This window comes from Scatolibacter rhodanostii, assembly GCF_900197595.1.
GTDB lineage: Bacteria > Bacillota > Clostridia > Oscillospirales > Acutalibacteraceae > Scatolibacter > Scatolibacter rhodanostii.
Genome location: NZ_FZLO01000004.1, coordinates 1 through 21,828, shown reverse-complemented (window position 1 = coordinate 21,828; position 21,828 = coordinate 1). Strand labels below are relative to the sequence as shown.

The following is a 21,828-nucleotide window of genomic DNA, read 5'->3' as shown; positions in this document are numbered from 1 at the left end:
TTGTTTGACGTTTTAACTTGGATAGACTATACTTGTGTACAAGATTACTATTGAATGAATGAATAGTCAATATCAATTGGTTAATTTGTAAAATTTCGTCAAAACCACGAAGTCTGGAGGATTTATGGTTGTTTCATTCACACTCACAATTACATTTTCACTGATCATTGCTTTTGTGACTAAGAAGAAAAATTATTTTTCTTTAGGATTGAAAGCCGAGAAGAACACAAAACAAGTGGCAGGCCTTCTTTTTTTCTTGGCTCTTATTCTGCGGCTTTGGATGGGCTATTATCTTTCTGGCTTTTCTTCTGATATTGAGACCTTCAAATCTTGGGGCAATATGACGAATGCGGTGGGGTTTGATTTAATCTATCGGCAAGATATTTTTCTTGACTATCCTCCGGGTTATCTATATATATTGACTTTTTTAGAAAAAGTAAGGATTATTTTTGGCCTTTCGCTTTCTTCTTCTGCCTATACACTGCTAATTAAGCTGCCTGCCATTTTGGGAGATTTATTTTGCGCCGGAGTTCTTTTTTATGTGGCGAATAAGAGATTAAGCCCATTTATGGCACTGTTTATGACAGCGGCTTATCTTTTTTGCCCTCCCGTACTTTTAAATTCTGCCAATTGGGGGCAAATGGATTCTTTTTGTCTAGCGGTTTTTCTAGTTTCTATTTTACTATTATATAAAGAAAAATATGTTTTATCGGGTGCCGTTTTTGGGCTTTCTATTATTATAAAACCCCAAATGCTCACGTTTGTTCCTGTTTTTATCTTTTTTGCGATTCGGCGTAAGAATTACCGCTCTTTGCTTTTGGCACCTTTAGCAGCCCTGGCTGTGATGGCTTTGGTAGCATTACCATTTACACAGGATTTCAATTTTAGATGGCTGATTGAGCAATATGCAGAAACGATGGGCGGATATCCCTACTATGCTGTCAATGCCTATAATATATGGGCTTTATTGGGTCTAAACTGGTCGGGGCTCCCTCAAAGCGGTGCTCTTTCTATGTTATTAACAGCACTGGGGCCAATCATAGCAACAATTCTTTGTGGAGCAGTCGTTTTAAAAGCAAAAGACGACCATGTTGTTTTTGCTGCTCCTATCCTTTTGATGGTGACAGCATATCTGCTGACCGTACAAATGCATGAAAGATATGTTTTCCCTATTCTAATATTTATTTTGCTGTTGTATGTATTTGTCAAAGACAGGCGAATTTTATATGCTTTTTCAATTGTAACGCTCGCTCACTATGCCAATGTAAAACATGTTTTATATTTATATCAAGTGCATGGCGGTCGTTATGACCCCAACACAGTTTTCGTCAAAGTCTTATCGCTGGGACAAATTATTAGCCTAGGCTATTTATTATGGGTAATCTATGATATGTATTGCCACGGAAGAGTCTTGGGTGATAGAGAGAAAATTACATGGAAGCAAAGAACGGCAGATGTTGCACAAACCAAAGAAAAGGCATTTAGAATGCTGTCAAGGCTTTCACTAGAAAGTTTTTGTCTAACGCGGCGTGATATATGTTTTGCTGGCATAATCACAGTGTTATATGCGGGGGTTGCTTTTTGGGGCTTGGGTTCTCATCAAACGGCTTTGACCTCTTGGACTCCCTTAGAGGGAGAATCTGTTGTAATAGAAACCAATCATCCAGCTGATACCATTTGCTTTATTCCGGGTCTTGTGCCGGATGATTCTCATTATCGTGCCAAAATTGGGATGAATGTCAAAATAGAAACTTCAAATGACGGGACAACGTGGATAGATCAAGGTGTATTACCGTCATCGGGTGTTTTCGAATGGAAACAGCAGAGAATAGACGAACTGGCAAAGTTTTTTCGGTTTACGGCATTGGATGCCGAGGTGGTAATCAATGAAATATCAATGAAGAATTCGAGTTGGGAGGGCTATGAGGTTCTGACAGTGATAGAGGGTAAAGGGCAAGTGTTGATGGATGAACAAAACCTTGTTCCGCTATACCCAACTTACTATGATTCTGCCTATTTTGATGAAATTTATCATGCGCGAACCGCTTATGAATACATTTTAGGTTTGGAGCCTTATGAAAATACTCACCCGCCGTTAGGGAAACTTTTCATTTCATTAGGCATTTTGATTTTCGGGATGAATCCATTTGGCTGGCGATTTATGGGCACACTATTTGGTGTTCTAATGCTGCCGCTGCTCTACATCATTTTGAAACAGCTGTCAAAAAGTAGCTTTTGGTCTTCTGTTGGAACCGTTCTTTTAGCGGTCGACTTTATGCATTATACGCAAACTAGAATTGCTACCATTGATACATATGCTGTTTTCTTTATCTTGGCCATGTATAGTGCAATGATTTTCTTTCTACAAAAAGATTTTATGCGGACAGATATCAAAAATCTACTTCTACCGCTAGCTATGAGTGGGGTTTTGATGGGTATTGGCATTGCCTCTAAATGGACTGTTGCTTATGGAGCAGTGGGGCTTGCTGTGTTGCTTTTTGCTAAAATGGGACACGCCTACTTTATAGCAGAAAATAGAAAGCTTTGCTTCAAACGGATACAAACAGTTTGTTTGTGGTGTTGTTTGCTCTTTGTTTTGATTCCCTTCGTCATTTATTACCTTGCTTTTTTGCCGATGACAACTTTACCACATCAATCTTCGGTTTGGAGTTCTTTTGTAAACTATCAAATCAATATGTTTGACTATCATGCCAATCTAAAAGCGGAGCATCCTTTTGCCTCACCTTGGTATGAATGGCCGTTTATGGTTAAGCCTATCTGGTTCTATTTCACAGATAATTTGCCGTATGCTGACAAAGTTAGCACGATTTCTTCTTTTGGAAATCCCGCAGTTTGGTGGGTGGGTATTCCGGCACTCATGGTAACAGTGGTTCAACTGGTGTTTAAAAAGAAAAAAGCAGCTTTTGTGGTAATAGTTGGATTCTTATCGGTTTATCTACCTTGGGTGTTAGTGCCTAGAATCGCCTTTATTTATCATTATTTTACGGCAGTTCCGTTTTTAATTATGGCGATTGTCCTATGGTTGCAGTCTATTTTAGAAAACACATCACCTATTTCAGAATTTTCGTTAGGCAACAGTAAGCTTGTTTTGACAAAAGGTAAGTTGGTCGTGTTTTTGTATATTGCAGTAGCGGTGGTCTTGTTTATGACGTTTTATCCCGTGCTTTCAGGCGCAGAAACAACGCAAGCTTACGCCAACAGCTTAGAATGGTTTTCACAGTGGTATTTTGCTTGATTTTTCACAAAACAATTTATTAATATACTTTTTTACATATCAGGAGGTCTGAGTATGAAAATAGCAACTTTTTACGATCACATAGCAGAAATGGCACGACAAGAATCAATCACCTTAGCCGAAGCACTTAAAACAGCCAAAGATTTAGGGGTAGAAGCACTAGAGGTTTTGTCAAGCAACTCCAAAGGGAAAGAGCAAGAAATAAAATCAGATTTAGATGCAGCTGGGCTATCTGTGTCCTCCTTATGCGCTTTTATGGATTTTGGAAAGAATACAGATTTGCAGGCGATAGAAGATATTATGACATCTGCAGATAGGCTGGGCACTTCACGCATTTTGGTTATTCCGGGTTTTTACGACAAAACAGATTCTGAGCAAGAGAAAAAAGAAAAATGGAATCAAATGATTCACATGACCCGTATTTTTGAAGATAGGGCTGTAGCGCGTGGATTCACTTTGGTTATGGAAGAATTTGATAGTGTAGAATCACCAATTTCTACCATTGATGGGTTAAATCAATTCTTGTCAGAAATGCACCATATTGGTCTGGCCTTTGATACAGGAAATTTTCTCTACAGCGAAGAAGATGAACTTAAGGCTATGGATGTCTTAAAAGATAAAATTGTGTATGTTCATTTAAAAGACCGTAGTTTTACCATGTCAGATGAATCTGCTGAAAAAAAAGCAACTGTAGGCGGCCGAGTAATGTATCCTTCTCCTGTGGGTCAAGGTGTTATCAAACTGGAAGAAATCATGAAAATTTTAAAAGAAACTGGCTATCACGGTGATTTTACTATTGAGCATTATGGCGCAGAAAGTCAGCTGACTTATTTGAAAGAATCAATAGATTGGCTTAAAAAGCATGATTTTTTCGAAAAGAAGTCATAATCGATTAGCTGGTCTAAAGAAGCAAAACGGAAAAGATTGCTTGGAAATTTGCAGGTAAGAGAAAACAGATAACTTTATGACGTGGATGTAAATAATCGCCTGTTTTCTTGCAATTATTTCTTTTGATATGCTATAATAAGCGGTATGTTTGATAGACAATAAAGATTCTAAAAATTAACATAGAACGAAAGGCGATGCAGCATGGCAAATATATTGTCCAGATTCTTTGGGAATTACAGCAAAAAAGAACTGAAACGAATTGACCCACTTGTCAAATCAGTTTTGAACCTTGAAGAACACTATAAAAAAATGAGTGACTCTGAACTAAAGTCACAGACAGAAGCTCTCAAAGGAAAACTGGAAAGCGGTCAAACCCTTGATGACATTCTGCCGGATGCTTTTGCCGTTGTCTGCGAAGCCGCTGAACGTGTTTTGGGCTATCGCCCCTATAAGGTTCAGATTATCGGCGGTATCGTCATTCATCAGGGACGTATCGCAGAGATGAAAACCGGTGAGGGAAAAACCCTGCTTTCTGTTTTGCCCGGCTATTTGAATGCTCTTGCCGGAAAAGGAGTTCATATTGTCACCGTCAATGAATATCTTGCCAGCTATCAAAGTGAGCTAATGGGGCGTGTCTATCGCTTTCTCGGCATGACTGTTGGGGTGATTTTATCGGGCATGGAGAATGAAGCACGCAAAAAAGCCTATGCTGCTGATGTGACCTATGGCACAAATAACGAGTTTGGCTTTGACTATCTGCGTGACAACATGGTCATTTATAAAGAGAAAAAGGTGCAGAGAAGCCATTCTTTTGCCATTGTGGACGAGGTTGACTCCATTTTAATTGACGAGGCGAGAACTCCTCTGATTATTTCAGGCTCAGGCGAAAAATCAACAGAGCTTTATAGCATTGCCAACAATTTTGCCAAAATGTTGACCCCCGTTGTGGTCGTTGAAACAGACGAAAAGCAAGACAACGATGAAGTTTATAAAGAATATGATTATATTGTCAATGAAAAGCTCAAGACCTGTTCGCTTACCCAAAGAGGTGTCAAAAAAGCCGAGCAATATTTTAATCTTGAAAATCTGACAGACCCAGAAAATATTACCATTCAGCACCATGTTAATCAGGCGATTAAAGCACATGGCTCAATGAAGCGTGACATTGATTATGTGGTGCGTGACGGTCAGGTTATTATTGTTGATGAATTTACGGGACGACTTATGTATGGCCGTCGTTATAACGAAGGCTTGCATCAGGCAATTGAAGCCAAAGAGAATGTGGAAGTGGCAAGAGAAAGCAAAACGCTTGCTACGATTACCTTCCAGAATTATTTCAGACTGTATGACAAGCTTTCTGGCATGACCGGAACCGCCATGACAGAGGAAGAGGAATTTGGCGAAATCTATAAGCTGGATGTCGTTGAAATCCCGACAAACAGACCTATGATTCGAGAAGATTGCTCTGATGTAGTGTATAAAAATGAAAAAGCCAAATTTGCGGCGGTCATTGAAGACATTATGGAGCATCACCAAAAGGGACAACCCGTTCTGGTGGGTACAATCAGCATTGAACGTTCAGAGCAGTTGTCTGCTATGCTGAAAAGACGCGGCATTCGGCACGAAGTCTTGAATGCGAAGTATCACGAAAAAGAAGCACAGATTATTGCACAAGCAGGACGAAAAAATGCGGTGACCATTGCGACAAACATGGCAGGTCGTGGTACGGATATTCTGTTGGGCGGCAATGCCGAATATATGGCAGTTTCTGAAATGCGCCGTATGCAGTTCAGCGAAGAACTAATTGCAGAAGCAACGGCTTTTGGCGAAACAGACAATGAAGAAATTTTGAGTGCAAGAAAGACATTTGGTGAACTGAACACCAAATATAAAGCACAGATTGAGCCTGATGCAGAAGAAGTCAGAAAACTTGGCGGACTTTATATCATCGGTACAGAGCGGCATGAGTCACGCCGTATCGATAATCAGCTGCGAGGACGTGCCGGACGTCAGGGCGACCCCGGTAAGAGCCGTTTTTATATTTCACTTGAAGATGAATTGATGAGATTGTTTGGCGGCGAGCGCATTCAATCCATGATGGAACGCTTGAAAATGGATGAAAGTGTTCCGATTGAAGCTAAAATGGTGAGCAATACCATTGAAAGTGCGCAGCGTAAATATGAAGGGCGCAACTTTGCAGCTCGTAAAAACGTGTTGCAATATGATGACGTCATGAACGTGCAACGTGAAATTATCTATAAACAGCGCAACGATGTTCTTGACGGCGAAAATGTGAAAGAAAAAATCCAGAAAATGGTGGAGGATTCCATCGATAGCACTGTTCACAAATATATGCCCAAGGATATGCCTCACGATAACTGGGATATCAGCGGTCTTCGTAAAGAATATTTGGGTTGGGTTCTCACAGCAGATGATTTGGTTTATTCTGCTGATGAATTAGATAATATCGAGCCTGAATTTGTGGCAGGAGAAATCAAAGACAAAGCAAAAGAGCTTTATGAAAAGAGAGAAGCAGAGTTCACTTCACCAATCATGCGTGAAATTGAACATGTGGTTCTGTTAAAAAATGTAGACTCTGAGTGGATGGATCATATTGATGCCATGGAACAATTGAAGGACGGTATCCGTCTGCGTGCTTATGGTCAGCATGACCCTGTAGTGGAATATCGCAATGAAGGCTTTGAAATGTTTGAGAGCTTGATTGAATCGATTAAAGTGAACACGGCAAAGATGGTGCTGACGGTTCGTTTACGTACACCAGAAGCACCCAAACGGGAGCAGGTTGCCAAAGTAACCGGAACAAATGCCGCCGGCCTTTCAGAAGAAACCAAGAAACAACCCGTTAAAAAAGATAAAAAACCCGGCAGAAATGATCCTTGCCCTTGCGGAAGCGGCAAGAAGTATAAAAAATGCCACGGTAAAGACGAATAATTGGCTTGGAGGGGACTTATGAAAAGAAAAATGCTGGCGATTTTCGGAGCTTTGGTCTTGACTCTTTCGATGACAGGCTGCCATGTTTTTCGCTCTGAATTTCCGGACTATGATGTTTCAGGGTATATTACCGCACTGCTAAACAGCAGTTATCATGGTGATAATGCGGCGCTGATTGATATCACGAATCAAACGGAAGCAAAGGCGAATGAAAACCGACAAACGACGGTTGAAAACGGAGTAATTTATTTCTGTAACGCATTTGAAATTAACCCGTCAGAAGCTCAAAAAGCTAAAATTGAAGAGTTGGTTACTAAAGCCTATGGCATGAGTAAATACACAGTTCGAGATAAACAGGAAAACAATAAGGGTTATGTTGTTGATGTTGAGATTGAACCTTTGACTTTATTTGCAGATATTTTGCCAGAAGCACAAAATCTGCGTTTAAATGCAGATACATTGCTTGAGCAGAAAACATCTTCCGAAGTATCTCCAGAAAGTTCTCTAGAGGAAGAAGATGAATATGCTGAAGATGAGGATACGGTTGACAGCGAAGAGGAAGAATCTTCTAATGAAGAAACCGCAGTTGTCTTAACCGATGTATTCATTGACAAAGTGATAGAAATGTGCGAAAAAGAAATCAATGCGGCTCCTACTTATGGCTCTGCTATTACTGTTAGCATGCAGATTTTGCGCACAGAGGCCGGAGAATTGCAACTTGATACCACACAACTAGAAGAGATTGATGAAAATGTTGTGCTGTTTAAAGCACAAAATAACTAGTATGTTTGTATAAAAATAAACGCTAGTATCATTCTATTGAAATATTAGTGGCACTAACCTTAAATAAAGAATCAAACGGCTGCTTTGTTTATTTCAAAGCAGCCGTTTGATTTAAGGAAGCTTTAAGAGAAATCAAAAGGGATTTTTAATTGCGTTTCCCTCAACCTCGTTGTATAATATAGACAATAGTTTGACATCAATCTGCACAAAAGAGAAGAAAAAGTTGTCAGCAAGAACAAGCAAATTTTGTGCAAAGACCAACTTATAATAAATTTATAGTAAAAAATAGTGCAGAAAATTGACGGGAGAAAAAACATGAAAACTTGTGAAATGTATAGCCTGCAAAATACACTGGCAAAACCAATTCTATCAGACACGACATACCCTTGGGAGGCTCTTCCTAAAATCGGAAATTTTTTGATAGAGTTGGGCAAAACATTGTCTGAAGAAGAATATGAATGCACAGACGAGAATGTCTGGATATCCAAAACAGCTAAAATTTATCCGAATACTTATATTGCAGGTCCTTGTATCATTGGACATCATACAGAGGTAAGACCAGGCGCCTTCATCAGAGGAAATGTGTTGGCAGGGGAAAACTGCGTGATTGGCAACTCAACAGAACTTAAAAATGTCATTCTGTTCAATAATGTGCAAGTGCCACATTATAACTATGTCGGTGACTCTATTTTGGGATATAAATCTCATATGGGTGCAGGTGCAGTGACTTCTAATGTGAAGCAAGACAAAACTTTGGTTACGGTAAGACATAAAGAAGTGAAAGTGGAAACAGGGCTTAAAAAGTTTGGTGCTATGCTTGGTGATAACGTAGAAGTTGGTTGTGGTGCTGTACTAAATCCCGGTACAGTCGTTGGCAAAAATGCCAGAGTCTATCCGCTTTCTATGGTCAGAGGATTTGTGAGAGAAAATCATATTTATAAAAATGACGGAACGATTGTGGCGATTTCAGAACCACAGTTATAAAAAAAGACGGTAAATCAAGAGGAGGCGATTTCTTGGGAGAAATAAAAGAAATGCTGGTAAACATGATTCAGACAGGGGTTCTACCGGTAGTATTGCTGATTGTGCGCTTGATTGTGCCGGTTTTGACTTTTTATGTAGTCTGGAGAAGTTACACCTCTTTTCGAAAAGGGCAGCGGAGAAGATCTCCGGTTATTATGCTCGCTGATCACAATGCAAAAGTGAAATTCCCTATTCTCTATTGGGAAAATTCAATTGGACGAAGCAAAAGCTGTGATGTGGTTTTAGAGGCAGACCAATTGGTTTCTCGTGATCACGCTGTATTGATGCGCCGTGAAGAGGGCTGGCTTGTGTGTGATACAGGCTCTAAAACAGGTGTTTTTGTAAACGGCAAGAAGGTGGAAGACAAGAAGCGGGTTGAGGTCGGAGACGACATTACAATTGGAGCAACCACGCTGACTTTGTTGCGCTCTGACAAATCGGAAGAACAAAAACGCAGAATGTTTCGTGGCTTTTCTCGTGAAGCAGCTTCACCGGCCAAGCTTATGTTTGTGGCGACGTTGGTTCATCTGCTGATGACTTTGCAAATGTCGCTTGCCGGCGGTCAATTTTCGGTAACACCGTTTATTCCTTTTCTAATGACGACGGTTATCGGCTGGTCATTGTATATCTACATCATCGGAATACAGAAACGCGTAAATTTTGAGATTGAGACGGTTGCCTATTTGCTCAGTGGAATCGGTATTTTGTTGATGTCCAGTTATGACGAAACCCTGCATACTTCTTATGTGCAAATTGCGGCAATGGTTATTGGCATTGTGATACTTAATTTCTTGATTTGGTTTATGGGAGATTTGGAGCGAGTTGAAAAATTCAAAATGGCGATTGGCATTGGCGCCATTGTTCTGTTTATACTAAATTTGGTGCTGGGCAGAACAGTAAACGGTTCTCGCAATTGGATTTTTATTGGTTCATTTAGCATTCAACCCTCCGAATTTATTAAAATAGCTTTTATTTTCTTTGGCGCTTCTACATTAGATAAGTTGCAAACAGAGAAGAATATCACACAATTTCTAATTTTTAGCGGAATTTGTATGGCTTTTCTTTTTATTATGAAAGACTTCGGAACAGCGTTGATTTTCTTTGCAGCATTCCTGATTATTGCGTTTATGCGCTCTGGTAGTATTCGGACGATTATTTTAGTAATTGCGGCGGCACTAATCGGTATTGTGCTGATTTTAAGGTTTAAGCCGCATGTTGCCAATCGATTTGAATCGTGGGGACATATTTGGGAAGCAGGTATACGTGATGATGGTGGTTTTCAGCAAACTAGAATGTTAACGTATCTTGCTAGCGGCGGTCTTTTGGGCGTCGGCTTGGGCGAGGGGTATTTTGCCGGCAAGGGTGATATTGGTCCGATTTTTGCGGCAGAAAATGACTTGGTCTTTGGTTTTCTTTGTGAAGAACAAGGCTTGCTCCTTGGTTTGGTAATTGTAATTGCCATTGCTATGTTTACCTTATATGCAAGAAGCGATGTGACACGAAGCCGTTCAACATTCTTCTCTATTGTTTCTTGTGCAGCAGCAGGACTTTTGCTGTTTCAAGCAAGCTTAAATGTTTTTGGTGCGACAGATATTATTCCTTTTACTGGTGTAACGCTTCCGTTTATCAGTGCAGGTGGTTCGAGTATGATGTCTGTTTGGGGTATGCTGGCCTTTCTGAAAGCCGCAGATGAGAGAACGTATGCGGTACGAAGGCAAACCAGAAAACAGGCACGTGAAGAAGAAAAAACAAGAATTGAAAGAGAAGAAGAGGCAATTAAACAAAAGATTCGTCAAGGAAAAGAACAAGCAACTCGTGAACAAGAGTGGTTTGTACAAGGGCAGGTGAGAGGATGAGAACAACAGGTAAACGCTCGATTGTACTCTACATTGCTCTTTTCATTTTCGTTGGCGGACTAGCTTGGTTTTTTGTCAGCCTATATATGAATGGCAGTATGTGGGCCATGCAGCCGTATAATCGCCACATTTCTTTAACTGCTATGGGTAAAATCACTGATAGAAATGGTAATATCTTGGCAGAAAGCAAAGAGGGCGCCAGGGTCTATAGTGAAAGCGAAGATGTACGTAAAGCACTTTTACACACGATTGGCGACAACAATGGCTCAATCGGGACAAGCGTGCAGGCAACTATGCATAGCAAGCTTTCAGGCTATAATTTTATTACAGGTTCTAGCAAGACCATGTTCAACTCCTTTGGCAACGATATTAAACTGACAATTGATACGGATGTTTCTCTGGCGGCTTATTATGCTTTAGGCAGTCACCGGGGAGCAGCGATTATGTATAACTATAAGACAGGTGACATTCTAGCCAAAGTAAGTCAGCCGACATTCGACCCATCGAATCCCCCTGAGGATATTTTAGAAAATGACTATTATAAAGGTGCCTATGTAGATAGAGTTTTATCCTCTTCTTTTACACCAGGCTCTATTTTTAAAATTGTTACATTGGCCGCAGCGATGGATAAGTGGCCAGATTCTTGGGCAGAAAAAGAGTTTACTTGCGAAGGCTCGGTGATGATTGGCGGAGCAGAAATTACCTGTATGGGTGTGCATGGCGTGCAAAACGCACAACAAGCATTGGGGAATTCTTGCAACGTGTATTTTTCACAGCTTGCCGTTGAAATTGGAGCAGATGCTTTACAAAAGAAAGCGGTGGAATTAGGGTTTAACAAAACATTGTCTTTTCAGGGAATTGACACAGCTAAAAGTAGTGTTGATTTAACACAAGCTGATAGCCATAACTTAGGTTGGTCGGGTATTGGGCAATACACAGATTTGGCAAATCCATATCATATGATGACATTGATGGGAGCAATTGCCACTGACGGCAGTTACGTGCAACCCAAATTGACAAATTCTATGGATTTATTGGGTTCACTCAATGCGGGCAGTAACCGCTATATGAACAGTCAGCAAGCAGAGCAGCTCCGCACGGCCATGCGTACCGTTGTTTCCGATTATTATGGGGATAGCTTTTTCCCGGCAGATATGCAGATTTCTGCCAAAACGGGTACAGCTGAAGTAGGCAGTGATGAAGGCGATACTTGTTGGATTGTGGGCTTTTCGAATAACCCCAACACACCTTATGCTTTTGCTGTGGTGGTAGAAGAAGGGGAGTCTGCCTTGCAGACAGCAGGTAGTGTTGCCGTTGAAATGCTGCAGGCAGCAATATCGGAATAAAGAAGGATAGCCTATCATTTGTACGCATATGATTTAAAAAATAGAAAAGGATTGGGATTTAGACATGATTCAAAAATTAAAACCGGCTTGCAAAGATTATCTTTGGGGTGGCACAAGACTAAAAGAACAATATGGAAAGGTAAGCGATATGACACCATTAGCCGAAACATGGGAGCTTTCTGCTCACCCGGATGGTGAAAGTGTTGTAAGCGGGGGCGAGTTTGACGGGCTCACATTTTCACAGTATATTGAAAAATGTGGAAATCAGGTTTTGGGTACAAGAGCCGAGGCTTTTGCAAAATTTCCTGTTCTTATTAAATTTATTGATGCCAAACAAGCGCTTTCTATTCAAGTTCATCCCAGTGATGAGTTTGCATTAGAAATCGAAGGCGAATACGGCAAAACTGAAATGTGGTATGTCATGGACTGCGAGGAAGGTGCGTACCTTTATTTTGGTGTAAATCAAGAGATATCTAAAGAGGATTTTTGCCGCCGCATTAACAATAATACGGTCACAGAAGTTCTGAACAAAGTGCCGGTTAAAAAAGGAGATGTGTTTTTCATAGAATCAGGAACCATTCATGCGATTGGCGCTGGTATCTTGATTTGTGAAATTCAGCAAAACTCTAATATGACATATCGTGTATATGACTATGCCAGACGAGATGCACAAGGAAATTTAAGAGAACTGCATATTGAAAAAGCATTGGCCGTTTCTAAACTATCACCCTCACAAGCGAATCAGTGGGATGACACATTACATCAATCAGGGGATGCCAAGCATAAGCTTTTGGCTGAATGTAAATATTTCACGACAGAGCATTATACTTGCGATGGAGCGACAACCATTGAAGCAAAAGACGAAACATTTGTATCCTTAGTTATTTTAGAGGGTAAAGGGGAAATCATCAGCCAAGGTGAAAAAATATCTTTCCAAAAAGGGGATAGCTTGTTTATTCCTGCCGGAGAAGGTAACGTGACCATTGAAGGCCAATGTGAGTGGATTCAGACAACGATATAAAAGCGGGGGAATGAAACATGGCAGGAAAAATTGTACTGTTAGGGGAGCCGATGGGACTCTTTATTGCAAACGAACCAGGTGAGCTTAGCAAAGTCAATACGTTTACTTCAGCTATTGCCGGGGCAGAATACAATGTAGCAGTAGGCCTTAGCAGAATGGGACATCAAGCAGTGTATTGCACAAAGCTGGGTACAGATTCTTTTGGCGATAAAATTGTAGATGCTATGCAGAAAAATGGTATTTCTACTGACTTAGTCTTTAGGGATGCAAGCCGATCAACAGGGTTTATGATGAAAGGCAAAGTGGAAAAGGGTGATCCTAAAATCCAATATTACCGTAAAAATTCAGCAGCCTCTTCGATTTCGGCAGAAGATGTTACCCATTTGGACTTGAGCGGATGCACTTGGCTGCATGTTACCGGCATTATGCCTGCTGTTTCTGAATCGGCATTGTTTGCCGTAAAAAGATTAATTGCCCGTGCTTTGGCATTAAATATTACGATTTCATTTGACCCCAATTTACGTCCGCAACTTTGGGAAAGCGAAAAGAAGATGATAGCCACCTTGAATGAATTGGCTGAACAAGCTAATCTGATTCTTCCGGGTTTAAAAGAAGGCGCTATTCTTACCGGAAAAGATTCGGCAGAAGATATTGCTGATTATTATCATGCAAAAGGGGTTCGCTATGTTATCGTCAAGCTTGGCAAAGACGGTGCCTATTATTCGGAACAAAATGGAGCAAGCGGTTATTCGGGAGAATTTCCAGCAGAGAAAATTGTGGATACGGTGGGCGCAGGCGATGGTTTTGCCGCAGGCGTTATCAGTGCACTAGCAGAAGGATTATCTTTAAAAGAAGCGGCTTTCAGAGGAAACGTGTTTGGTGCTATCCAAATTTCTCATAAAAGCGACAATGAGGGATTGCCCACTCGTGAAGTCTTGGAAAAAGTGATTCAAAGAGGAACGGCCTAAAGGAATTTTACGATAAAAGAAGATTTAGAGAAGTAGAGTAAACGCTTTAAGATAAGCTTGTATACTTGAATTTTACCCCATAGCAGTTAGTATATTGTTCAGAAAGGGTTTGATTGATTTGGAGAATCAAAAGCAACTTCTGGTAAAAGAAGCACTTAACGCAAGAGAAAACGCGTATGCTCCCTATTCAGGCTTTTCAGTTGGCGCAGCTCTTTTAACCAAAAGTGGTAAGATTTATACAGGCTGTAACATTGAAAATGTTTCTTACTCTGCAACCAATTGTGCTGAAAGAACTGCCATTTTCAAAGCAGTCAGCGAAAAAGAAAGAGAAATTGAAATGATTGCTGTAGTGGGCGGTAAACAGGGAGAGCCAGTAAAAGACTTTTGTTCCCCTTGCGGCGTATGCCGGCAGGTGATGGTAGAATTTTGCGAACCCAACACAAAAATATTGTTGGTCAAAACTGCAGAAGAATGGCAAGAGTGGGAGTTGAAAGATTTACTTCCGGCTGCTTTTCAAAAGACGAGTCTTATTGTAGAATAAGAATAGTAATAAAACAGCAAATTAGTTAACACACGAACTTGGCTGAAGATTATAAAACTAAATATTGCTATACAGACAAGTAAGAAGCGAGTGCAATTAAAATAGCACTGGCTTCTTATTTTTATTATTAGCATAAGCAAAACTAAATTTGCTTTTCAAGCTGCGATGATTAAAAGTAAAAAATTCAATTGTTTAAAAAATGAAAACTATAATAATTTATATAACCAATAAAGTAAGAAAAATTTGAAAGAGGAGTTGTAAAAACAAAACTTGTAAAAGGGATAAATTTATATGGTTAAATGATTGACAAATAAGATATTTGGGTATAGAATTGTTTCAGTTAGCGAAATCTAACTTTTTTGGTTGAGTCTAAATATAAACTACAATCAATTTCTCAAGGGAATTTGGAGGTGTCTTAATTATGGCTTTCTTTAGAGAAATGTTTTCAAAATCATCTGATGCAAGAGAGCGTGTAGAAGATCAGAAACAATCGGCAGATGCTTTGGCAGGTTTCACGGCACAGAGTGCGGGACAAACAGGTTTTCCTTTAGGGATGGCAAAAACCGGTGAAATGCAACATGTCACGCTGATTAAAGGGAAAGATGAAATAAGACGCTTTTTGGGAAGTTTAGGTTTTGCAGAGGGTGCTGAGGTGATGTTGATCTCAGAGATGAACGGCAATGTGATTGTCAATGTTAAAGGTACCAGAGTGGCTATCAGCAAAGCGATGGCAATGCGGGTATATGTGGCATAAACAATATAAAAGCAGGAGGTAAAGCATGAAAACGTTACGAGATGTGAAATGCGGAGAAACAGCAGTTGTTGCTAAACTGCAAGGCGAGGGTGCACTCAAACGCAGAATTATGGACATGGGCATTACCAAGGACGTTGAGATTTTTGTCAGGAAAATGGCTCCTTTAGGTGATCCGATTGAAATAACGGTTCGGGGCTATGAACTCTCAATTCGTAAAAGTGAAGCAGAGAATATTTTAGTAAAATAAAGTGTTCTTAGGCCATGAGGTTATTGTTGACTAACTGTTGATTTTGGAAGGGGCAAACAAATGAGCATTAAAATTGCGTTGGCAGGTAATCCTAACTGCGGAAAAACGACCATGTTTAACGAACTAACCGGCAGCACACAATATGTCGGAAACTGGCCGGGTGTAACGGTAGAAAAGAAAGAAGGCAAATTAAAGGGGCATAAGGATGTAATTATTACAGACTTACCTGGCATTTATTCACTTTCTCCTTATACGATGGAAGAAGTAATTAGCCGAAATTACTTACTACATGAGGCACCAGATGCAATCATTAACTTGATTGACGGTACCAATTTGGAAAGGAACCTCTATTTAACCACTCAGCTTTTAGAAATTGGGCTGCCTATGGTGGTTGCGGTAAATATGATGGATCTTGTTCGCAAAAATGGCGACAAGATTGACATGAAGAAGCTTTCAAATCAGCTGGGCTGCCCAATTGTGGAAACTTCTGCCCTTAAAGGTCAGGGTGTTAAAGAAGTGGCCGAAATGGCAATTTCTGCTGCAAAAGAGAAAAAAGCAATTTCTGCTGTTTCTTTTTCTGCTGAGATAGAAAAAGTATTGGCGGAAATCAATTCAACTTTCGCAGGGAAATTTAGTAAAGGCAATCAGAAATGGTATGCTGTTAAGTTGTTTGAAAGAGATGAAAAAATTCTCGAAGAACTCAAATTCTCTGAAAGCGATAAAAAACAACTTCACACAATTGTTGCTGCTGTAGAAGATGAGTTAGAAGATGACAGCGAAAGTATTATCACAAATGAGCGTTATAACTGGATTGGCCATGCTATTAAGGGTTGCTATGTAAAGAAAAAGCAGAAGATGACCACCAGTGATAAAATTGACCGCATTGTAACAAGCCGTATTTTGGGATTGCCCATCTTTGTGGTTGTGATGTCGCTTGTGTATATCGTTGCTGTTTCAACTGTAGGTTCATTGGTTACTGACTTTACCAATGACACTTTGTTTGGCGAATGGATTCAACCTGGAGCGGAATCATTGCTTGTTGCAGTAGGCGCACAGGATTGGTTAGTTAGCTTAGTAGTAAGCGGTATTATTGGTGGCGTAGGTGCTATTTTGGGATTTGTGCCACAGATGATTGTTCTTTTCCTTTTGCTTTCTGTTTTAGAAGATTGCGGATATATGGCTCGTGTTGCTTTTATTATGGATAGAATCTTCCGCAAATTTGGACTTTCCGGTAAAAGCTTTATTCCCATGCTGATTGGTTCAGGATGTGGTGTTCCCGGTATTATGGCAACGCGAACAATTGAAAACGAAAAAGATCGTCGAATGACGATTATTACTACTACATTTATCCCTTGCGGCGCAAAAATGCCGATTATTGCCTTGATTATGGGCGCGGCTTTTGGTACAGAAATGAGCACATGGTGGGTTACTCCTATTTTCTACTTCATGGGCGTTGTCTGTATTGTCATTGCAGGTATTATTTTAAAGAAAACCAAATGGTTTGCTGGTGATCCAGCCCCATTTGTTATGGAGCTTCCTCAATATCATGTTCCGTTCTGGAAAAATGTTGGTTTCCATACATGGGAACGCGCAAAGTCATTTATTATTAAAGCCGGTACGATTATCTTCTTATCCTCTGTTGTCGTTTGGTTCCTCAGCTCTTTTGGCTGGGTAGATGGCAAGTTTGTGGGATATATCAGTGATGAATTTATGGATGATAGTATTTTGGCTAAAATCGGAAATGGCATTGCTTGGATTTTTGGCCCTCTTGGATTTGGCACATGGCAGGCTACGGTGGGAACAATCATGGGTCTTGTCGCCAAAGAAAACGTAATCAGCACCTTTGGTGTTTTGTTTGGCTTGGGTGGTGAAATTGGCGAAGATGATGCTGGTCTATGGAATCAGTTTGCTATTATGTTGCCTCATATTCACCAGCAAATTGCTTTCTTAGCATTCAACCTCTTGTGCGCACCTTGCTTTGCTGCTATTGGTGCGATTCGCAGAGAAATGAATTCACTGAAATGGACCTCATTTGCATTGGTATTCCAAACTGTATTTGCTTACCTCATCGCTTTGATGATTAATCAGTTTGGTGCATTGCTGACAGGCGGCGGATTTGGTGTTGGAACCGTAGCAGCTTTCTTAATTCTTATTGTTATGGTATATTTGTTGGTACGTCCTGATCCAAATAAGAGAAAATTAAACACAGTAGCTGCTGCCAATCTTTAAATCATAAAAATGGCAGAGCTGTGAAAGATAGGAGTGAATAGATATGTTAGCAACCATTATTATTAGTTTATTTATTGTGGCAGCTGTCGTTCTAGCTGTTCGTCATGTGAGACAAAAAGGCACTTGTGCAGGTTGTGCCGAAAAAGGAAACGGGAGCTGTGCATGTTCTTCTGCTTCTGCCGAGCAACACGGTGAAAGCAAGGATTGTTCTTGCTGCCATTAATATTTACACAGTCATAGCGAAAGCCCTGCTCTTTTAAAAGAGCAGGGCTTTTTATGTGAAAAAAGTAGCTAGCATAAATCAAAGAAAATAAAAAGAAAACAAGCTATCTATTCGCTAGCTAAAGTATAATTCTGCTAGGATTTGTAAAGATACTATTATAGATGAGGAGATAAAATGAAAAAATCATTAATGGTGCTTTTAATAATAGCCTGTATAGCAGTTTTATCAGCTTGTGGAACAGAGAGATTTAGCGAAATTATCTCGCAAAAAAATAATACTGCAAAGACTTTTGCAGAGAGTATGTTGGTTTCTGCAAGAGATACCCCGAGGGTTTCTTATAGAGGTGAAGTTTTAGCAGAAAGAATTGTTTGATTAGATTTCAAGAATGAATAGTAAAAATAAGAGTGCTGTAACAAATTTGTGTTTGTTACAGCACTCTTATTTTAGTATAGATTCAATTGATATAGTGAGAAGATGGAAACTAAGACATCTTATCAGGAGCAGCTGAACTCTTCTTTAGCATAAGCAAACAGATTAATAGAAGTAGACAACAGACTAAAGTAGCTTTTTCAAATAGAACATGTGAAAGGCTTGAACCTAAAAGAACCCCAATTAAAAAATAGGTAATAATCCCAAAGTAGTGTAAAGCGGATTTTAGATATTGTTGATCACGGGTCTGCGTATAATAGAAAAGAGACTCACTGCCGCTGCGAAGGTTGCCTGTACACATGGTTGAGGCAAAAGGGTTGCCTTGCACAGTTCGGAAGCTTTCTACCTGCATGGAGCATGTTAGGGCGATAGCAATATTGACCGCCATATTTAATGGCCCGCTGGGGATAAAAGAGACAATCAGCAAGATAAAGAATTCGATGGCAAGAATAATTTGCTGCCAGTGAATAGCTGAGGGAGCATGCTTATAAAAACGGATTTTCTCAACAAGGAAGACGCCAAGCATAAAGAAAAAAATAGGAATGAGATAGAAAAATGCCTGTTGAAGGTGTCCTTCCGTTAGGCGAATGACCATAAAGACCATGTTGCCGGTTTGTGCGTTTGCTAAAACGCCGTCACGAAGATTATAGGTATAGGCATCCAAAAAGCCGCCGATAATGGCAAGCAGTGCCGAGACAAAGAATGAGTCGGCTTTTTGATGAGCCGCGTTTGTATTCATATTGTGATTCCTCAAGAAGTATAGTACCTTTTGTTTTCTTCCAGATTTTTTTGATGTTTGCGAAAGTCAGTAGGCAGCATAGCATATAAGTCTAAATCGATAATACCTTTGTCAGGCCAATAAAAGCCGTCACGAATGGTGCCCTCTTTCACAAAACCACAGCGCTCTAAAAGTCGCTGAGAACTTAAATTATTAGGCATGATATAAGCTTGAATGCGATTGACTTCTATATATTGAAACAGATAATCAGTAATACAATTGACAGCGGCAGTGGCATAGCCTTTTCCGCTGTATTCCTGATTGAGCATAAAAGCCAGAGAAATAGAATGAATGGTCACATTAATATCTGTCAATTCCATAAATCCAATAAGCTGGTTTAAGCTGTCATTGGAAAATATACCAAGCGTAATCGATTTTTTTTCACGGAAGTTAAAATGAATTTGCTTGATTTTAGTGGCAGCTTCTGCCATAGTAGCCGAAGCGGCATTAGGGTTAAAGCGAAAGTTTTCATCATCGCTAAGAATTTTCCAAAGTGACTCCAAATCCGTTTCTGTGATTTGACTGAGAGTAACTTTTTCACTTTTTAAAAAAGGCCATGTAGCAAATAGCAGGTTCGTCTTCAAAAAAATCACTCCTGTTTGTTTAAAATCAAGGGGATTAAATCAGTCGGTTTTGACAAGGCAGGAACTTCAGGAACTTCTCCGAAGCCATAGGCAGCATGGATAAAAGGAACTTTGGCAGCGATTGCGGCTTCATAATCCCACAAGGTATCTCCAACATAAACCGGATTTTTAAGTTTATTGCGCTCCACAACCAGTTTTATGTTTTCGGATTTTGGCAAGCCCGTGTTACCGGCACATTCTATATCAATAAAATAAGATTCTAGTTTGTGAGCATGCAGAAAGCTTTCAATATAGCCTTCATTGCAGTTGCTAACAATGATTAATTTAACGTGAGCGGAAAGGGCCGCCAAAATTTCTTCCAGATTTTCATATAAGTTAGCTCCATGCTGATTGAGATATTCCAATTCCGCAATGCAGGCCTTTTTCCAAATGGGTTCGGCATCAATCCAATTTAACTGAGGGAATAGCTTTTTCATAAGCGGTTTAGGTTCAAGACCCATAACGCTCTCGTAGTCTGCTAACGTAGGAATGCGTTCCACTAAAGGGGAATCCGTTAGAACGGGTACCCAAGAATCGGCAATCGCTTGTGTAGCATCCCACAATGTGCCGTCTAAATCAAAAATAACGCTGTCAAATTTCATAAGTGAACTCCTCCGGAGAAATAGTATGGCTGATATCTGTGAAATGATAAGGCGTGCGCTGATAGACATAATAGTTCAACCAGTTAGATAATAGTAGGTGAGCATTACTGCGCCAAGTGAAAGGCGGTGTTTTCGTATGGTCGTTATCAGGAAAGTAATTATAAGGGATAGAGGGGTTCAATCCTTTATTAACATCCCGGAAATACTCTTTCGCCAGTGTGTCTCTATCGTATTCGGCGTGGCCGGTTACATAGAAAGCGCGGCCGTTCTTTTCAGCTACAATATGAAGGCCGGCCAAATCAGAAACAGCAAGCGGAATCAAATCGGAATCTTTGGTGACATCACTTAAGCGTACTTCGGTGTGACGAGAGTGTGGAGCAAAATAGTTATCATCAAAACCTCTCATGAGGGGATGATAAGGATTCAAGACTGTATGATTGTAAATGCCACTTAGTTTTTGGGATAAGGGATACTTTTTAATGCCGTGATGATAATAGAGACCGGCTTGCGCACCCCAACAGATATAAAGAACAGAATAGACATTGGTTTTAGACCATTCCATAATTTCAGTCATTTCATGCCAATAGTCTACTTCTTCAAAAGGCATCTGTTCAATAGGAGCTCCTGTTACAATCATACCATCATAACGATTTTGGCGAACATCCTCAAATGAATGATAGAAAGTATTGAGATGAGAGGCGCTAGTGTTTTTGCTAATATGAGTAGTAGGATGAATAAAGTCAACTTCAATTTGTAAAGGTGAGTTACTAAGAAGACGAAGAAGCTGAGTTTCTGTTTCTATCTTAGTAGGCATTAGATTTAAAATCACAATTTTCAGAGGACGAATATCTTGAAGAGCTGCCCGTTCATGAGTCATCACAAATATATTTTCAGATTCTAAGACTTCTATGGCAGGCAAATCAGTTTGAATTTTAATAGGCATAGCATCACTTCCTTATTATCTTGTTGCGAAATCAGTTCAAATACACTATAATGTATAGCATAAGATTTAATAGTAAGCGATGAATTTCTGATTCTTTTCAAATAAAAAGAAGAAACTTCAAAAAATAAATCTTAAACTTTACGCCAATTATAGCACAAAATTGGGGTAGGCTCAATTCTTTTCTATTATATAGACAGCGAAAAAAGGTAGGTTTTACCTCGTTTTTTAAGAAGATTCGAAAAAACCGAAAACTTTTTCAAAAAAAGTGTTGACAAAAGGGAATAGGCATGGTATTATAGTCAAGCACTCGAGAGAAACGACAAAAACGAAACGACAAAAGAAAGCCGAAAACACTAGATAAAACCT

General features: G+C 39.9%; 19 protein-coding genes. 15 read left to right on the top strand and 4 right to left on the bottom strand.

The genetic code is table 11. The annotated features are described in order from the left end of the window. Positions 1–124 precede the first annotated feature (124 nt). The 15 genes from CS931_RS09050 (at position 125) to CS931_RS08980 (ending at position 18,459) form a co-directional block, all read left to right on the top strand. Positions 125–3,256 (top strand): phospholipid carrier-dependent glycosyltransferase, encoded by a 3,132-nt coding sequence (locus CS931_RS09050; RefSeq protein ID WP_099205466.1) that lies wholly within the window; start codon positions 125–127, stop codon positions 3,254–3,256. A gap of 54 nt (positions 3,257–3,310) precedes the next feature. Further along, the gene (locus tag CS931_RS09045) at positions 3,311–4,144 is read left to right on the top strand and encodes a sugar phosphate isomerase/epimerase family protein (RefSeq protein WP_099205465.1); all 834 of its coding nucleotides are present in this window, start codon (positions 3,311–3,313) and stop codon (positions 4,142–4,144) included. A gap of 201 nt (positions 4,145–4,345) precedes the next feature. Then, positions 4,346–7,096 (top strand): preprotein translocase subunit SecA, encoded by a 2,751-nt coding sequence (gene secA / locus CS931_RS09040; protein WP_099205464.1) that lies wholly within the window; start codon positions 4,346–4,348, stop codon positions 7,094–7,096. An 18-nt stretch (positions 7,097–7,114) separates the two neighbouring features. After that, positions 7,115–7,879, top strand: coding sequence for a hypothetical protein (locus tag CS931_RS09035; protein ID WP_099205463.1), 765 nt, complete (start codon positions 7,115–7,117; stop codon positions 7,877–7,879). 315 nt (positions 7,880–8,194) lie between these two features. After that, entirely contained in the window at positions 8,195–8,863 is a 669-nt protein-coding gene (locus CS931_RS09030; RefSeq protein ID WP_099205462.1) for an acyltransferase, read from the top strand. A gap of 32 nt (positions 8,864–8,895) precedes the next feature. Further along, on the top strand, positions 8,896–10,758 hold the full coding sequence (locus CS931_RS09025) for an FtsW/RodA/SpoVE family cell cycle protein (RefSeq protein ID WP_242964962.1): 1,863 nt from the start codon (positions 8,896–8,898) through the stop codon (positions 10,756–10,758). Then, the gene (locus CS931_RS09020) at positions 10,755–12,104 is read left to right on the top strand and encodes a penicillin-binding transpeptidase domain-containing protein (protein WP_099205461.1); all 1,350 of its coding nucleotides are present in this window, start codon (positions 10,755–10,757) and stop codon (positions 12,102–12,104) included. The genes CS931_RS09025 and CS931_RS09020 overlap by 4 nt, the downstream gene beginning before the upstream one ends. Before the next feature lie 64 nt (positions 12,105–12,168). Then, positions 12,169–13,125: a type I phosphomannose isomerase catalytic subunit gene (locus tag CS931_RS09015; RefSeq protein WP_099205460.1), complete on the top strand. Its 957-nt coding sequence runs from the start codon at positions 12,169–12,171 to the stop codon at positions 13,123–13,125. Positions 13,126–13,142: 17 nt separating this feature from the next. Then, a complete protein-coding gene (locus CS931_RS09010) occupies positions 13,143–14,093 on the top strand; it encodes a sugar kinase (protein WP_099205459.1) in 951 nt (316 codons plus the stop codon). Positions 14,094–14,211: 118 nt separating this feature from the next. Then, positions 14,212–14,634, top strand: a complete 423-nt coding sequence (locus tag CS931_RS09005; protein ID WP_099205458.1) for a cytidine deaminase — start codon at positions 14,212–14,214, stop codon at positions 14,632–14,634. A gap of 421 nt (positions 14,635–15,055) precedes the next feature. Further along, positions 15,056–15,388, top strand: coding sequence for a FeoA family protein (locus tag CS931_RS13115; protein ID WP_306341538.1), 333 nt, complete (start codon positions 15,056–15,058; stop codon positions 15,386–15,388). A 25-nt stretch (positions 15,389–15,413) separates the two neighbouring features. After that, positions 15,414–15,635 (top strand): FeoA family protein, encoded by a 222-nt coding sequence (locus CS931_RS08995; protein WP_099205457.1) that lies wholly within the window; start codon positions 15,414–15,416, stop codon positions 15,633–15,635. Positions 15,636–15,695: 60 nt separating this feature from the next. Continuing rightward, positions 15,696–17,864 carry a ferrous iron transport protein B gene (gene feoB / locus CS931_RS08990; protein ID WP_099205456.1) on the top strand — a complete coding sequence of 723 codons (2,169 nt, stop codon included), beginning with the start codon at positions 15,696–15,698 and terminating at the stop codon, positions 17,862–17,864. Between the two features lie 43 nt (positions 17,865–17,907). Further along, positions 17,908–18,087, top strand: coding sequence for a hypothetical protein (locus CS931_RS08985; RefSeq protein ID WP_099205455.1), 180 nt, complete (start codon positions 17,908–17,910; stop codon positions 18,085–18,087). Positions 18,088–18,261: 174 nt separating this feature from the next. Next, on the top strand, positions 18,262–18,459 hold the full coding sequence (locus CS931_RS08980; RefSeq protein ID WP_099205454.1) for a hypothetical protein: 198 nt from the start codon (positions 18,262–18,264) through the stop codon (positions 18,457–18,459). Between the two features lie 109 nt (positions 18,460–18,568). On the opposite strand, the gene CS931_RS08975 is transcribed toward CS931_RS08980, so the two are convergent. Genes CS931_RS08975 through metA form a run of 4 tightly spaced genes read right to left on the bottom strand, consistent with a single transcriptional unit; the run spans position 18,569 to position 21,462 of the window. Beyond that, positions 18,569–19,255 (bottom strand): YoaK family protein, encoded by a 687-nt coding sequence (locus CS931_RS08975; RefSeq protein WP_099205453.1) that lies wholly within the window; start codon positions 19,253–19,255, stop codon positions 18,569–18,571. An 11-nt stretch (positions 19,256–19,266) separates the two neighbouring features. Then, positions 19,267–19,878 (bottom strand): GNAT family N-acetyltransferase, encoded by a 612-nt coding sequence (locus tag CS931_RS08970; protein WP_159459783.1) that lies wholly within the window; start codon positions 19,876–19,878, stop codon positions 19,267–19,269. Positions 19,879–19,883: 5 nt separating this feature from the next. Further along, complete coding sequence (locus tag CS931_RS08965; protein WP_099205451.1) at positions 19,884–20,519, bottom strand: HAD family hydrolase; 636 nt, start codon at positions 20,517–20,519, stop codon at positions 19,884–19,886. Next, positions 20,509–21,462, bottom strand: a complete 954-nt coding sequence (metA, locus tag CS931_RS08960) for a homoserine O-acetyltransferase MetA (protein ID WP_099205450.1) — start codon at positions 21,460–21,462, stop codon at positions 20,509–20,511. The genes CS931_RS08965 and metA overlap by 11 nt, the downstream gene beginning before the upstream one ends. Positions 21,463–21,828 lie beyond the last annotated feature (366 nt).